Consider the following 15,501-nt stretch of genomic DNA (forward strand, 5'->3'; position numbering starts at 1 on the left):
GTCGGGTCATACGGCCGGTGCTCCGTCGACCGGATCCACTGCCTGTGCCCGTTCGGCGACGGTGATCGCACAGGCCGCGCCGACGAGGGTGAGGTGACTGAATGCCTGGGGGAAGTTGCCGACCTGCCGTCCCGCGTGCACGTCGTACTCTTCGGCGAGCAGTCCGAGATCGTTGGCGAGTCCGAGCAACCGCTCGAACAATGCGCGGGCCTCGTCGACCCGGCCGTTGAGCGCCAACGCACTCACCAACCAGAACGAGCAGGCCAGGAACTGGCCTTCGTCTCCCGGAAGCCCGTCGTCGGTGTGCGTCGTGGAATACCTGGATACGAAGCCGTCGCGACCGAGTTCGTTCCGGATCGCGTCGATCGTGGAGGTGACCCGGTCGTCGGTCGGAGGCAGGAAGCCGACGAGCGGGATGAGCAGCACACTGGCATCGAGTTCCGCGGAACCGTAGTACTGCGTGAACGTGCCGCGGACCGGGTCGTATCCACGTTCGCAGATCTCGTGGTGGATCTCGTCGCGGGTCCGCTTCCACCGTTCGAGAGGAGCGTCGAGCCCGAACCCCTCCGCGAGCCGGACGGCACGATCGAAGACGACCCAGGCCATCACCTTGGATTGTGTGAAATCCCGGCGGGGACCGCGTGTTTCCCAGATCCCGTCGTCGGGTTCCCGCCAGATCTTCTCGACGTGCTCGATCACCGCCTGCCATCGGGGCCACATTCGCGCCTCGATCCTGCCGAGCGCCTCGGCCCCCTTGTACGCCACGCTGAGGACTTCGCCGTACACATCGAGTTGGAACTGTTCGGCAGCGGCGTTACCGACCCGCACAGGTGCCGACCCTTCGTAACCGGGCAGATGATCCACCTCGAACTCGGTCAGCCGGCGTTCGCCCCTGATCCCGTACATGATCTGGATATCGGCCGGATCACCCGTCCCCACCCGGAGCAGGAAGTCACGGAAGGCCAGGGCCTCGGAGGTGTATCCGCCGGCGAGCAGCGCCTCGAGTGCCAGCACCGAGTCGCGCAGCCAGCAGTATCTGTAGTCCCAATTGCGTACCCCGCCGAGAGCTTCGGGCAGGGAAGTGGTCGGGGCCGCCACGATCGCGCCGGTCGTCTCGTCGGTCATCCCTTTGAGGACGATCAGAGACCGGATCACCTCGTCGCGATACGCCCCCTTGTAGGTGCACCGGCCGGTCCACTCGCGCCACCACTCCACGGTGCGCGCGAGCGCGGATTCGGCATCCTCGACGACGGGGGCCGGTTCGAAGGATGCGTACCGGTCCAGAGCGAATCGGTATCGGCCGCTCTCCACGGCGACGAACTCGGATTCGACGGTCCCGGCACGGATCTCCAACGGTACCGTCGTGCACAGATGGAAGGCATCCGGGCCGGCCGTCGCGACGGCACCGTCGGCCACCGCCTCGACCCATGGAGTGACGGCCGCATAGTCGGGACGCAAGGACAGATGCATCCGCATCGGCACCCGACCGCGCAGACCCTGGACGATGCGGACCAACCGAGGCGGACCCGACCCCCGGCGAGGCATGAAGTCGATCAGGCGGACGGCACCGTCCGCGGTCTCGAAATCGGTCTCGAGCACCAGGGTGCCGTCGACGTAGCGGCGGTTCACCGCCACGGGTTCCGCCTCGGGCGCGACGAGCCAGCGTCCGTGCTCCGGGCCGCCGAGCAGGGCCGCGAAACACGATCCGGAGTCGAAGGCGGGCATGCACAGCCAGTCGATCGAGCCGTTCCGGCCGACGAGCGCGGAGGTCTGCAGGTCACCGATGAAGCCGTAGTCCTCGAGAAGCATGGCGGTACCCCCGCGAGAAGAGGAGTCGAGTCCTTCGATCCTCCTCTGGTCTCGGATGCGAGGTCAAGGTCACGGTTTCGACTCGTCGACGCCACTGTGCACCACCGCGGTGGATCATGACGTGCAGAGTTTCGGCGACGTCCTTCGCGACGGGAAGTACGAGATGACCGACAATCCGGTGGCGAGACCGTCCGCCCCCATCCGGCGAATGTTGCTTCCACTCGCCCTCGCTCAGTTCATCTGCAGTTTCGCAGGTTCGAACATGAACGTGATGATCAACGACATCAGCGTCGATCTGGACACCACGGTGCAGGGTGTCCAGACCGCGATCACCGTGTTCCTTCTGGTCATGGCGGCGTTCATGATTCCGGGTGGGAAGCTGACGGATCGATGGGGCCGCAAGCGATGCTTCGTCGCCGGGCTCGTCCTGTACGGCGTGGGAGCCCTCCTGAGTGCGGCAGCACCGGGTCTGGGAATCCTGATCCTGGGCAACTCGATCTTCGAAGGAATCGGCACCGCACTGCTGATCCCACCCGTCTACATCCTCACGACGATGCTCTTCACCGACATGAAGTCCCGGGCACGGGCCTTCGGCGTGATCACCGGTATGGGTGGGATCGGCGCCGCGGCGGGGCCGTTGATCGGTGGATTGATCACAACCGCGATCGACTGGCGGGCTGCCTTCGTCTTCCAGGCACTGATCGTCGCCGCCATCGTCGTTCTGAGCAGAGGACTCGAGGACCCCCTTCCCCCGGATCCGACCACCCCCTTCGACGGGATCGGTGCCGTCCTGTCCGCCGCAGGTCTCGTCTGCGTCGTCATGGGGATTCTCCAGGCGGACAACGCGCTTTCGGTGTCCGCCGGCCTAATCGGCATCGGAATCCTGCTCATCGTGGGGTTCTTCCTGCACGTACGACGCTTCGAACGGTCCGGCAGAGTGCCATTGCTGTCGACCGGCCTGTTCCGCAATCGCACGTCGAATCTCGCGCTCGTCACTCAGAACATCCAGTGGCTGCTATTGATGGGTGTCGCGTTCGTCGTCTCGGCATTCCTGCAAGTGGTCCGCGGCTACAACGCGATCGAGACGGGCGTCATCTTCACCGCCGCGACCGCCGGCATCCTCGGTTCCTCGCTGCTGGCCGAACGGTTGGCCGCCCGGCATTCACAGCGCTCCCTCATCATGAGCGGCTTCGTCGTCACCCTCGCCGGCATCGTGGTTCTGCTCCTGCTGGTGCGTGCATGGACCAGCGCATGGGCGTTCGCCCCGGGTCTGTTGCTCATCGGCGTCGGACTGGGTGCGATGCTCACTCCCTCTGTGAACGTCGTGCAGTCGGCGTTCCCGGAGGAACAGCAGGGTGAGATCTCGGGCCTGTCGCGCTGCGTGTCCAATCTGGGTTCGTCCCTGGGCACCGCCGTGGCAGGTACCGTCCTCGTCGTCGGCCTCGCCACCCCGGACCGTTCGTATGCGGCCGCGATGATCGTGCTGGCGTGTATCGGGCTCGTCGGACTCGTTGCGTCCGCACTCCTTCCCTCGAGCTCGAGTGCAGCGCCTTCCGCATCCGGAGCACGGTGACGACTGCATCGGAAAGAAAAGTCGGAGACGTACCGGACGAAACATGCTCTCCGTCAACCGATGCAGTGCGTCCTCGGTACGGCATCATGTCGACGGCGGCCGAATCGACGGTGACCGGGTGGACGGTGGCCGTGGGGACGACCAGTTCTCCGGCTCGACCTCCCCGACGTCCACGTCGTGCCCGAAGAGCTCACGGGCGAGCGCACGCGCACGATCCTGTACCTCCGCCGAGGTGAGTTCGTCCGCGAGCACCAACGACAGCCTCGCCAGACGGTCGGCCGGCTCGCCGATCCGGTGTACTGTGCACCTCCAGTCGCCCACGAGCCCGGTCCCATCGCATCGATCGTCGCGTCGGAACGGTCGTAGCCACTCGCACCGGATGCCGCACTCGTATTTCAGGATCCGAGAATTCGCGCCTTCTCCCTCTCGAACTCGGCCTCGGTGAGCACGCCCTGCGCCTTCAGTTCGGCGAGGTCCTTCAGCGCGGCGATGCGGTCCGTTCCACCCGGAGGTGAGGCGGCCGGAGGAGGCGTGGGCACGGGTTCGGGTTCGGGCGCGTACTGCGCCGGACGACCGTAGACGGCCTGCCCCTGCGATGCCCATCGCTCTCCCTGTCGACGGGAGACGCGGTTGGAGACGGCCGTCGCCGTCCCCGCTACCACTGCGGTGCGAGCCACCCCGCGGAGTAGTCCTGGCATGTCGATCTCCTCATGTATCTCGTTCGCTCGACTCACATTTCGACGTCGAGCTTCTCCAGCGAAGCCAAGATGCTCTGGACCGGGATACGCCCGGATGCGACGAGTTCGGCGCCGTTGCGACGCAGTGCCCGCGCCAGTGGAGCAGCCCAGGTGTTCTCGTAGACGAGCACGGCCGCCGAGCAGCCCGGCTCGAGCGCGGCCCCCGCTTCGTCGAAGTCGGTGTCGCCGAGCAGGCCCGAAGACGCCTCCGCGAACAACGTCACGTCGACTTCTCCCTCGAGTCCGACCTCGGAGATGTCGATCCCGGTGACCGAACCGTCGGTGTCCTTGCGGACGAACGCAAGATCGAGCACCCGGATGATGCCTCGCTCGACGAGGTCGAGCAGCAGCGGTAGCGCAGAGCCGTTCGGTGGTCGGTCGGCTGGGAATTCGATGACGAGATAGTCGACCGGGCCCATCTCGTCTATATCCGAATCGGTCACCTGGAGCCTCGTTTCGATGAAAGATCGTTCACGGAAGCCGGGAGCCGACTTCCGTCGGTGTCGTCGAGAACAGATCCCCCTCCCGTCGAGTATGACCGCCCGACGGCCACTTCTGAAGCGAATAGGGTCCAAATTCCTGCCGGAGCGATCCGCAGCGGCGCATACTGGATCCGGCCCCGAAAGGGGGCGATGCAGGGATGACCACGAACATCGACTCGGGCGGTGACGAGCCCCGACCGGGCCGGCTGGACGACGACGAACGCGCCGAACTCGATCGGTTGCGTGCGGAGGTCGCCACGCTTCGGGAGCGAGCCGTCGTCGAGGGCGAGCCCGCTCCCGAGCCGCGGCCCGCGAGACACGGATGGCGCTGGGCTGCGGTTGCGCTGCTCACCGTGCTGGTCGCGGTTCTGGCTGTCCTCTCGGTCACCGCACGCTTCGTGCGCAGCGAGATCCTCGACACCGACCGGTACGTGACCACCGTCGCCCCACTGGGCTCGAATCCCGCCATCCAGGCACAGATCGCGAATTCCGTCACCGACGAGATCTTCACGCGCGTCGACGTCGAAGGTCTGACGACCGATGCTCTGGCTGCTCTCACCGATGCCGTTCCGGCCACGGAGAACGCGCCGCGCGTCGACCGCGCCGTCGAGGGACTGGCACCGGTGATCACCGGGCAGGCGCGGAACTTCGTCAACGAGACGGTGCTGTCGCTCGTGCAGAGCGAGCAGTTCGAGGATCTGTGGATCCAGGCCCACCGCGGCGCCCACAACGCATTGGTCGCGGTCGTGACCGGGAACCTCGGACCGTCGTCGGTGACGGTCGACGATTCGGGCACGGTGAGCATCTCGCTCGGCACGGTGATCGACAACGTGAAGGGACGTCTTCTCGACCGCGGTTTCACGTTCGCCGAGAAGATCCCGAGCGTCGACAAGCAGTTGGTCCTGTTCCGATCACCGGAACTCGTCCGGGCGCAGCGGGCCGTGAACACTCTCGACAACGTTTCGGATGTGCTGCCCTGGATCACCCTCGCCGCTGCTGCCGGCGCAGTCGCTGTCGCGCCGCCCGGCCGTCGCCTACGCGCACTCGCCTTCGTGGGCCTCGCCCTGGTGGTGGGAATGTTCGTTCTGGCGGTCGCGCTCATCATCGCTCGATCGCTGTATCTCGACGATGTCCCGCCCGACGTCCTGTCGCCGGACGCGGCGGCCGCCATCATCGATGCGGTGCTGGTGCCGCTGCGGACCAGCCTTCGGGCGGTCGCGGTGCTCGGACTGGTGATCGCTCTCGGTGCCTACCTCACCGGTGGCTCGTCCTCCGCCCTGACGGTCCGTCGCGGATTCGGCCGCGGCCTCGATGCCGTCCAGCGGCTACGTCGGCCTCGCCCGCCGAATACCTTCGAAGAAGCGGCCTTCCGTGCCCGCGTTGCAATCCGGGCGGTCGTCATCGGAGTGGCTGCACTGCTCGTGATGTTCTGGCGTTACCCCACCGGGCTGGTGGTTGCGTTCATCGTGCTGGGTGCGGTTCTGGCACTGCTCGCCCTCGAGCTGGTGATCAGGCCGGCCCGCACGCCGGAGGACCGACCGACGACCGAGGATCAACCGACGACCTGATCGTTGCCGCGACCGGTCCTGCCGATGAAGGCGTCCACCGCGTCCTCGAGGGTGGGATGGAACCGGCTCGGGTCGAATCTGTCGCCCACCCCGAATCTGATGAGCCGGTCCTTGATCGGCCCTTTCATCTCGGCGAACACGAGGCGGATGCCGTTGCCTTCCAGATAGGCGTCGAGGTCGACGAGCTCGTCGACGGCGGTCGTGTCCAGTCCCGTGATCGGTTCGGCCGCGATGACCACCCATTCGACAGGCGCTTCGGTTCGGGCCACCACCGACCGCACGTACTGATCGAAGATCTCCCCGTTGGCGAAGAACAGCGGGGCGTCGAACCGGACGATCACCAGACCCGGGATACGACTGCCCTCGGGATGACGTTCTACGTCGTGGAATCCCGGACGATCGGCGGTCCGCACGAGCTCGGTGCGATACGGCTGCCAGGCGCGCGCGACCACCGAGACGAAGGACAGACCGATCGCGACGAGGATGCCCTGCAGCACGCCCACCAGAGCGACCCCGAGGAAGGCCGCGACGGCCAGCCCGAACTCGACCGTGCTCATCTGCCACATCCGGACCATTCCCCGGACGTCCACCAGTGCGGTGGCGGCGACGATCACCACGGCGCCGAGCGTCGCATCGGGTAGATAGGTGGTCAACCCCGGAGCGACGAGAACGAAGACGAGAACGGCGACCGCTCCCACAACGCACGCGAATTGGGTTCGCGCGCCGCTCTGCTCGGCAACCGGTGTCCGGGATCCGCTCGCCGAGATCGGGAACCCTCCGAACAGTCCCCCGGCGATGTTGGCTACGCCCACCGCTTTCATCTCCGTGCTCCCGTTCACGTTCTCGCCTCGTCGCGCGGCGAAGGTGCGGGAGAGCACTCCGGTGTCGGCGAAGGCGATCAGCGCGATGCCGGCTGCCGGTCCGACGAGCCGGGCCACGTCCGACCACTCGACACCGCCGAACGACGGGAGCGGAAGTCCGTCGGGTAGCGCACCGACCATCCCTATGTCGTCGGTGAGATCGAGTGCGGCAGAGGCGATGATGGCTGCGACGACCGCGACCAGGACTCCCGGGATCCGTGGCAACCACAAGCGGAAGCCCACGATGACCGCGAGGGAGGCGAGCCCGATAACCGCTGCGACGGGGTCGATCCCACCGTTCACGACGGTCTCTGCGATCTCCCGGATCTCTCCGAGGAGACCGGGCGCGTCGACCGAGAAGCCCAGCAGTTTCGGAAGCTGTCCGACGATGACGACGAGGGCGATGGCGTTCAGGTAACCCAGCCGGATCGGTTTGGACAGCAGTTCGGTGACGAAGCCGAGGCGCAGGAAACCTCCGACGAGCAGGATCACGCCGACGAGTACGCCGAGTACCCCGGCGAAGACCAGCGCGCTCTCCGGATCGTCCGCAACGGCGAGCGGAAGGACGGCCGCAGCGATGAGCGGAGCGAGCGAGGAATCCGGGCCCAGGACGAGGATCTTCGACGGGCCGACCACCGCATAGGCCAGGAGCGGAACGATGGTCGCATAGAGCCCGGCATAGGCGGGCAATCCGGCCGCTTCGGCGTAACCCATCCCGGCCGGAATGAGCAGCGCGGTGAGCACGAGGCCGGCAGTGATGTCCGGTCTCAACCATTCACGGCGGTAGGCACGAGCCGTGGCGATTCCGGGTAGCGCCCCCGGCCCCTCGATCCGCGGCATGACCCCGCCTCAGTGGGCCCGCGCAGGAGCAACCGCCGCAGGCGCGGGAATCGACAGGTCCGGCGAGCGTCGGCGACGTCGAACCGCCTTCTCCGCTTCCACCACGACCGGAATGATCACCGACCAGCCGATACAGACCAGCCATTGAGCACCCGTCAGCGACGTCGTCATGAGGAGGTCCTGAAGGAATCCCAACTCCACGGCGAACACCGTGACCACCACCGGAATCGCCAGGATCCGGACGGCGCCCACGATCGGCGCGGAGAATCCGGATTCCGGATCGCGTCGCATGGACAGTCCTGCGAGAACGGATCCGAACGACAATACGACGAACGCGGTCGTCATCGCCACGGTCGGCTCCGTCGTGCTCATCTCACCGGGAGCGAGGAGCATCGCCGCGAGTGCGACGGCGAACTGAAGGGTTCCGTAGAACGACCACTGCACGAAGGCTGCCCTGTTGGCGATCGGTGTGTTCGGGTCGCGAGGCGGTTTGCTCATCAGATCCGGCGAGGGCGGGTCGAGCATGATGACGGCCACCGGGAACAACGTGATGAAGAAGTGCTGGAACAGCACCATCAACGGGGTCAGGGCGACGCCGTCGTTGATGTCGAAGATGCTCGCGACGAGGAAGAGCAGGACGAGCGACAACAGCTTCGACATCTGGTACCGGATGTAGGACACGATCTTCTCGTAGATGTTGCGTCCCAGGCGTATCGCAGTGACCAGCGTCCCGAAGTTGTCGTCGGTCAGCACGATTCTTCCGGCCTGCTTCGTCACTTCGCTGCCCGACCCCATCGCAACTCCGATGTCGGCCTTCTTCAGAGCTGCGGCGTCGTTGACGGCGTCCCCGGTCATCGCGACGACCGCACCGCCCTTCTGCATGAGATCGACGAGTCGGAGTTTGTCCTGGGGAGTGACCCGACCGAACACGTGCAGGTTAGGAAGTTCTGCCGCCAGAGCCTCGTCGGGCATCGCACGAAGGTCGGGTCCGCTGACGACGCCCGGTCCGAGACCGAGCTCGGCGCCGATCGCGGAGGCGGTGATCGCATGATCGCCGGTGATCATGCGGACATCGATACCTGCCGCGTGCGCGGTGCGCACCGCCTCGATCGCTTCGGGCCGAAGCGGATCGATGATGCCGACCATCCCGACGAAGGTGAGATCGTCCACGAACGACATCGGATCGATCCGCACCGCTTCCTCCTGCCCGTCGACGAGACGGGCCGCGAACGCCAGGACCCGCAGTCCCTTCTCGGACAGGGCTCGGTTCGCCGCGAGGATGTCGTCACGAACCTCGTCGAGCGGAACCGCTCGTCGTCCAGGGCGAAAGGCGCTGCCGCACTGCGCGAGAACCACGTCCGGGGCGCCTTTGACGAGCTCGACGAACCGTGTGGCACCGTCGACCGGCAGGTGATGGAACGTCGCCATGAACTTGTACGCCGAGTCGAACGGCACTTCGGCGACGCGGGGATACGACCGGCGGGTGAGCGGGGCGTCGATGCCGAGTTTGGCGGCCAGCACGACCAGAGCCGCCTCGGTGGGATCTCCGACAACCACTCCGCTGTCGGACACCGTGGCATCGCTGTCGAGGCACAATCCGTATGCGAGAAGAGTGAAATCGGGCAGCTCGTCGCCGGCGGCACGCGTGATCCGCCCGGTCTTGCTGTATCCCTCACCGTCCACGGTGTACCACCGGGTGTGGAAGTACAACGAGCGCACGGTCATCTGGTTCATCGTGAGCGTACCGGTCTTGTCCGAGTTGACCGCGTTCGTGGCACCGAGGGTCTCGACATCGGAAAGGTTCTTGACGACGGCCTTCGCTTCGGCGAGCTGCCGGGCACCGAAAGCGAGCATCGCCTGCACGAAGGTCGGCAGTCCGGTCGGGATCGCCGACACCCCCATGGCGATGCCCAGCAACAGCACCGTGGTCAGATCCTGCCCACGGATCACGCCGATGACGACGATGACGGCAACCGCGGTCCAGGCGATGACGCCGAGCAGCCGGGTCAGCGAGTCGAGTTCGCGTTGCAACGGTGACTTGCTCGGAGCAACGGCCGAGAGCATCGACGCGATCCGGCCCATTTCGGTGTCCATGCCCGTTTCCGTCACCACCATCCTGGCGGTACCACGAGTGACGGATGTGTTCTGGAACAGCATGTCGGAGCGATCGCCCAGGGGCACGTCACCGACGGGAAGGGTCGCGGGGTCCTTCGGAACGGGTGCACTTTCTCCGGTGAGCGCTGCTTCCTGCGTCTCGAGCGTCGCCGACGTGATCACACGTCCGTCCGCGGGCACGAGGTCGCCGGCTTCGAGTTGCACGATGTCGCCGGGCACCAGGTCGGTGGCCCCGATCTCGCTCAACACTCCGTCGCGGATCGTTCGCGCCTGCGGAGTCTGCATTCTCGCGAGGGCGTCCACGCTCGCACGGGCCTTCACTTCCTGCCGCGTGCCCAGCACCACATTGAGTGCGACCAGGACGACGACGACGAGTGCGGTGGAGATCTCCCCGATCACGATGCTGACCACCGTCACGGCGATCAACATCAGGTTCATCGGATCCCGTACCTGCCGCAGTGCGATCGTCCACGTGGACGGTGCGGGTTCGGACACGATCGTATTGGGTCCGAAGCGTCGGCGACGTTCGTCCGCCTCTGCCGTGGTGAGACCGGATCGTTCGTCGGAGGACAGCGCTGCGATCACGTCGGCGGCGTCGGTGGCATACCAGGACGGTTCTTCCCGATCGGGGACGAAATGCTTCGCTCGGTCCGGTCCGGATCTCGTAGTGGCCATCGCGGTTCGTCCTTCCCTACCGGAAGAGCCTCAGTAGAGCGTGGGTATCCAGTGAAGAGGCTGGGTCGGTGCCGTGTACCCATCGGCGTCCTGCCGCTGCGGCAGAACCAGATCGGGGCGCTCGAGCGGCTCGTAGGGGATCCGGTCGAGCAGATGGGCGATGACGTTGAGACGACCACGTTTCTTGTCGTCGTTGTCGACGACATACCAGGGAGCCCAACCGGTATCGGTGAAGTGGAACATCTCGTCCCGTGCCCGGGAGTAGTCGTACCAGCGTGTGTACGACTCCAGATCCAGATTCGACAGCTTCCAGGTCTTGCGAGGATCGTCGATGCGACTCTGCAAGCGCAGCGTCTGTTGCTCCGGGCTCACTTCCAGCCAGTACTTCAGAAGGATGATGCCGGAGTCCACGATCGCGCGTTCGACCGTCGGGATCATCTGGAGGAAATGCTGTGCCTCCTCCTCCGTGCAGAAGTTCATCACTCGTTCGACGCCGGCGCGGTTGTACCAACTGCGATCGAAGATCACGACCTCACCTCCGGCCGGCAGGTGGGGTACGTAGCGCTGGATGTACATCTGAGACCGTTCACGCTCCGTGGGTGCGGGCAACGCGACGACGCGGAAGACCCTGGGACTCACTCGTTCCGTGATCGCCTTGATGACACCACCCTTACCTGCGGTGTCGCGACCCTCGAACAGGATGCAGATACGAACTCCGGACGATCTCACCCATTCCTGCACGGCGACGAGTTCGGCGTGCAACGGACGGAGCAGGCGACGGTACTCCTTGTTCTTCATGGGTTCGCGGACCGGCGATGCGCCCTGCTGCGGTGGACCGGGGGGACGAAGAGCGCCGGAATCGGAACGCGCGGTGAGCGACTTCTCCGGCGATCTCTTCCGGTGCTTCTCGTGCCCCGTCTTGTGTCCCACGGTTCTCCCTCGGACGTTCACCCATTGTCCGCCTCCGACCCCGCGTTCGTGGGAGAACGATCGGTTCGGAGCGATGAATGCGGACCGGCCACCACGTGCCGCAGGTGTTGCCGAATCGTGCCCGGAAACGGTGCATCCGATGCCGTTTCGAGCCTTGACGTATCTCGGGGCCGACGTCACGCTTGGCCGATGAGCGGTGACGACGAGTTCCGTCAGATCCAGCAGGTGATCGAACGCCTGATCGTTCGATATCCGCTCGTTCCTCCCGACGACATCGCACGTGCGGTGCACGGCGTCTATCGCCGATTCGCCACGAGCAGGGTCCGAGACTTCGTTCCGCTCCTCGTCGAGAAGGCGGTGAAACGTGAACTCTCCGAACCTACGATTCTCGATTCCGTTCTTCCGCCCGCGATTCCGGATGTCGGAAGGTAGGACGTGAGCAAGCACGAGCACGACATGCTGCTTGTGAGCGCTGCAGCATACGACCGCGTCGACGACGCCGTGGCCGACTTCGAGCACCTCGAACGCCTCCACCGTGAGGTGCGTCCGTTCCACGACTTCGACGCGTCCGTCATCGTCAAGGACGAGAACGGGAAGGTCCGCGTCGTCGAGAAGCACGAGCACCACACCCGTCACGGCGCGGCAGTCGGTCTCGGCTGGGGTCTGGCCGCGGGAGTGGTGGCCGCACTCTTCCCGCCGGTGGGTATCGGCCTCGTCGGCACCACGGCCGGCGGAACGGCGCTCGGTGCACTGCTCGGGCATGCCGGTGAACGAATGGATCGCGCAGACGTCGACGAGCTCGGTCAGACCCTCGAAGCGGGGCAGGCCGGCGTCGTCGCGGTGTACGACGTCGACCTCGCCGACCGGGTCGCCGACGAGATGAGATCGGCCCGCCGGATCGTCTCCAGGACCACCGGGATCGCCATCGCCGACCTTCGCGGCACCGACCGGAATCCCTGACCGTACCGACGGAAATAACCCTGTACGAACGGCTTTCATTCCATCCGAGCCGGGTCGCCCGACCGGGTCGTCGCGTCGTGACCGGTCGCGGCCGTCGACGGTCGCGACGAGAGATCCCGCCACCCTACGAGCACCTCGTGTACGTTCTCGGCACCGTTCAGGGGCTCGGGTGGAGGGGGCAGCGTGGCCGGGTAGAGGAGGAAGGGGGTGCCCTGCGGGCCACCCATGCCGCCGTGCGAGCCGACCTGCTCCTCGAATGCCGCGACCTCGTCGGTCTCCGGCCAGTAGGCACCACCGACCATGATGTCGGCGACGTTGCCGAAGGTGTCGGTGCGCCGGATCTTCGACAGCGCGTCGGGTCCCATCACTTCGAGGGGGTTCCGGCCGGTGACCTCGCCGGTCGTCACGTCCACCCGGCCGTGGGGTCCGAGCACGACGGATCCGCCCGGAGCGGCAACGAGGAGGAAGCCGATCCCGGGATGCTCCCGGAGCCCGGCGAGCAGTCCCGGATGCGCCGCCTCGATGGCGTCGATGTCGGCGCGACCGGGCAGGTGCGGGAAGTAGATCAGGCCGAGATTGCCCGAGCCGAGAACGATCGGCTCACCGGCGGCCGGGCGCGGCTGCTCGTCGACGGCAGCGTGCATGCTGGCTGCGGCATAGGCGCGACCCTCCGCTCCGGGTTGAGCGGATCCCTCTCCCCTGTGCTGGTGCCGGTGACCGTCCGGCGCGACCGAACCGGACCGTGTGGCCAGCCGGACCACCAACTCCCCCAGGCTTTCCCCGTAACGCTGCAGGAAGGTCGCACCTTGACTCTGTCCGTGATCCGAGAGCACGACGACGCGATAGGACCGGTCGGACTGTTCCGCCACGGCAAGGAGCATCTCGATGATGTCGTCGACCTTCGTGAGCACGGCCAGCGTTTCGGGTCGAGAGATCCCCGAGTGGTGCGAGACTTCGTCGTAGCCGATCAGATCGAGGTAGACGACGGTACGTCCCTTGATCAGATCACCGACCACGGCGGCAGCGGTGACGTCGGTGGCGAGAACGGTCGCGAAGGCGCGGACGAACGGATAGATTCCGCCTCGCGGTACTCGTGGCCGAATGTCCTTCCGCTTCTGGCGCAGTGACTGACGAAGTTCCCGTTGCAGTTCCGCGATCATCCGGATGAAGGTGCGCAGTGCGCTCGCCGGGTCGGCGAAGTAAGCGCTGTAGCCGGCGCCTCCACCGAGTCGGGCACCACGCATACGACTGACGACCAGCACGTTGTCCTGTGCGCCACCGGTGAACAGGTTGCCCCGGCTCGCACCGTCGTGCGCGAGCAACCCGGGCCGGTCTGCTCGTTCGAGTTCGCGTTGTTCGTTGTCGGCGGGGTTGCTGAACACGGAGATGCGCCCGGTCGTCTTGTCGTACCAGCGGAATGCGGGCACGTTGTGATTGGACCCGTGCAGTACACCCAGCTGTGTCGCACCGGTCTGGCTGCTCCAATCCGTGTACCACGGCACCAGCCGGTGGGTCTCACGCACCAGTTTCGCCAGGCCGGGCGTGACACCGTCGGCGATCGCCCGCCGCAGGACGTCGTATCCGAGTCCGTCGATCTGGATGCACAACAGCCCCGGAGTCGCGTCCACGAGCGTCGCGTTGCGCCGCAGGCGGAACCGGTTCCGTCGCACCTGCATCAACCGATAGGCGGTATCGGAGCGGGAGGCGATCGCGCCCGAGACGACCGAGGTGACCAACGAGACCAGTGCGGCGAGGACGATCGCGTCGAGCGGGCGGTCCACCGTGGCGACCGGTACCAGGTACAACGTCAGCAGCATGATCGCGCCACCGGCCAGGAACACCCCGGCGAACAACAGCACCGGGCCGACCCACGACATCAACCGCATCATCACCGGCCACAGGGCCGCGTTCAGCAGACCGAACACCAGCGCGAGTACCAGTGCAGCCGGGAGCGTCGGTATCGGAGCGAAGCCGGACCGATCCAGGGTGATGCCGCCGAGGACGCGGTCGAGCACGACGAGCACGAGCGCCGACGATCCCCACAACACGAGGAACTCGACGAGTATTCGCAACAAGCTGCCCACCGTACGCATCGCGGGCCCCTTCCCACGTCTGGAATCGTAAGGTCATGAGCACGCCACCGCGGGGGAATGCCCCGGCATCCGGTCTGCGCTGGCTCGGACATGCCACCACGCTGATCGAGGACCGCGGGACGGTCGTCCTGACCGATCCGGTGCTCACCGATCGCGTCGCGCACCTGCGCCGACGCCGGGGCCCCACCCCGGCCGGACCGCGCGTGCTCGACCCGGATGCGGTGCTGCTCTCGCACCTGCACGCGGACCACACCCACCTGCGGTCGCTGGGAAGGCTCGATCCGGACGTTCCGATCGTGATCCCACGGGGAGCGGTCGACGGATTACCGGCATTGCGTCGGTTCGACGACCGGTTGGTCCCGCTGCGTCCCGGCGAGGCGACACGGATCGGCACGGTCACCGTGCGTGCCGTGCCCGCCCGACACGACGGTCGCCGTTGGCGGCGCGGCCAGGAGTTCGCCCCGGCGGTCGGATACGTCGTCGAGGGAGACCGGCGCACCTATTTCGCCGGCGACACGGATCTCTATCCCCGTCTTGCCTGGCATGTCGGCCCGGTGGATCTGGCGTTGCTCCCCGTGGGAGGTTGGGGACCCACGCTCGGTGACGGTCATCTCGATCCCGCTCGGGCCGCGGTCGTCGCCCGTCTGGTGGAGGCGAGTCTGGCCGTACCGATCCACTACGGCACGCTGTGGCCGATCGGATTCGACGCCGTTCGGCCCCGGTTGTTCTTCGGTCCGGGCGCCGAGTTCGTCCGCCGGGCCCACAACGCCGGGATCACTGCCGTGGAGCTGACTCCGGGCGATTCACTCGACACACCGGGTCCCGGCCGGAACGAGCGGTGACATGGACTCCGACAGCA

At 66.3% G+C, this 15,501-nt stretch carries 12 protein-coding genes; 5 read left to right on the forward strand and 7 right to left on the reverse strand.

Annotated features, from left to right (window positions below):
* Positions 1-6 precede the first annotated feature (6 nt).
* Positions 7-1,809 (reverse strand): glycoside hydrolase family 15 protein, encoded by a 1,803-nt coding sequence (locus tag B9C99_RS10395; RefSeq protein ID WP_088897769.1) that lies wholly within the window; start codon positions 1,807-1,809, stop codon positions 7-9.
* Between the two features lie 208 nt (positions 1,810-2,017).
* Here B9C99_RS10395 and B9C99_RS10400 point away from each other — a divergent pair, with 208 nt between their 5' ends.
* Complete coding sequence (locus B9C99_RS10400) at positions 2,018-3,382, forward strand: MFS transporter (protein ID WP_301179091.1); 1,365 nt, start codon at positions 2,018-2,020, stop codon at positions 3,380-3,382.
* Between the two features lie 395 nt (positions 3,383-3,777).
* Here B9C99_RS10400 and B9C99_RS10410 read toward each other — a convergent pair whose 3' ends face one another.
* Together B9C99_RS10410 and B9C99_RS10415 are read right to left on the reverse strand one after the other, a co-directional pair.
* Positions 3,778-4,080: an SHOCT domain-containing protein gene (locus B9C99_RS10410; protein WP_088897863.1), complete on the reverse strand. Its 303-nt coding sequence runs from the start codon at positions 4,078-4,080 to the stop codon at positions 3,778-3,780.
* A gap of 32 nt (positions 4,081-4,112) precedes the next feature.
* Positions 4,113-4,562 (reverse strand): DUF6325 family protein, encoded by a 450-nt coding sequence (locus B9C99_RS10415; protein WP_033096760.1) that lies wholly within the window; start codon positions 4,560-4,562, stop codon positions 4,113-4,115.
* A gap of 197 nt (positions 4,563-4,759) precedes the next feature.
* On the opposite strand from B9C99_RS10415, the gene B9C99_RS10420 reads away from it, so the two are divergent.
* Complete coding sequence (locus B9C99_RS10420; RefSeq protein ID WP_088897771.1) at positions 4,760-6,169, forward strand: hypothetical protein; 1,410 nt, start codon at positions 4,760-4,762, stop codon at positions 6,167-6,169.
* Here B9C99_RS10420 and B9C99_RS10425 read toward each other — a convergent pair.
* Genes B9C99_RS10425 through ppk2 form a run of 3 tightly spaced genes read right to left on the reverse strand, consistent with a single transcriptional unit; the run spans position 6,154 to position 11,589 of the window.
* Complete coding sequence (locus B9C99_RS10425; protein ID WP_088897772.1) at positions 6,154-7,869, reverse strand: SulP family inorganic anion transporter; 1,716 nt, start codon at positions 7,867-7,869, stop codon at positions 6,154-6,156. The genes B9C99_RS10420 and B9C99_RS10425 overlap by 16 nt on opposite strands.
* 9 nt (positions 7,870-7,878) lie before the next feature.
* Positions 7,879-10,659, reverse strand: coding sequence for a cation-transporting P-type ATPase (locus B9C99_RS10430; RefSeq protein ID WP_088897773.1), 2,781 nt, complete (start codon positions 10,657-10,659; stop codon positions 7,879-7,881).
* 30 nt (positions 10,660-10,689) lie between these two features.
* Entirely contained in the window at positions 10,690-11,589 is a 900-nt protein-coding gene (gene ppk2, locus B9C99_RS10435; RefSeq protein ID WP_088897774.1) for a polyphosphate kinase 2, read from the reverse strand.
* A gap of 117 nt (positions 11,590-11,706) precedes the next feature.
* Here ppk2 and B9C99_RS10440 point away from each other — a divergent pair, with 117 nt between their 5' ends.
* Entirely contained in the window at positions 11,707-12,021 is a 315-nt protein-coding gene (locus tag B9C99_RS10440) for a three-helix bundle dimerization domain-containing protein (protein ID WP_309137501.1), read from the forward strand.
* Between the two features lie 3 nt (positions 12,022-12,024).
* Positions 12,025-12,549, forward strand: coding sequence for a DUF1269 domain-containing protein (locus B9C99_RS10445; RefSeq protein WP_088897776.1), 525 nt, complete (start codon positions 12,025-12,027; stop codon positions 12,547-12,549).
* A gap of 35 nt (positions 12,550-12,584) precedes the next feature.
* Here the strand turns inward: B9C99_RS10445 and B9C99_RS10450 are convergent, their stop codons facing one another.
* The gene (locus tag B9C99_RS10450; protein ID WP_088897777.1) at positions 12,585-14,642 is read right to left on the reverse strand and encodes a phage holin family protein; all 2,058 of its coding nucleotides are present in this window, start codon (positions 14,640-14,642) and stop codon (positions 12,585-12,587) included.
* Positions 14,643-14,677: 35 nt separating this feature from the next.
* Here B9C99_RS10450 and B9C99_RS10455 point away from each other — a divergent pair, with 35 nt between their 5' ends.
* Positions 14,678-15,484 carry an MBL fold metallo-hydrolase gene (locus tag B9C99_RS10455; protein WP_088897778.1) on the forward strand — a complete coding sequence of 269 codons (807 nt, stop codon included), beginning with the start codon at positions 14,678-14,680 and terminating at the stop codon, positions 15,482-15,484.
* The last annotated feature ends 17 nt before the right edge of the window (positions 15,485-15,501 follow it).

The organism is Rhodococcus sp. BUPNP1 (assembly GCF_002215235.1).
GTDB lineage: Bacteria > Actinomycetota > Actinomycetes > Mycobacteriales > Mycobacteriaceae > Rhodococcus.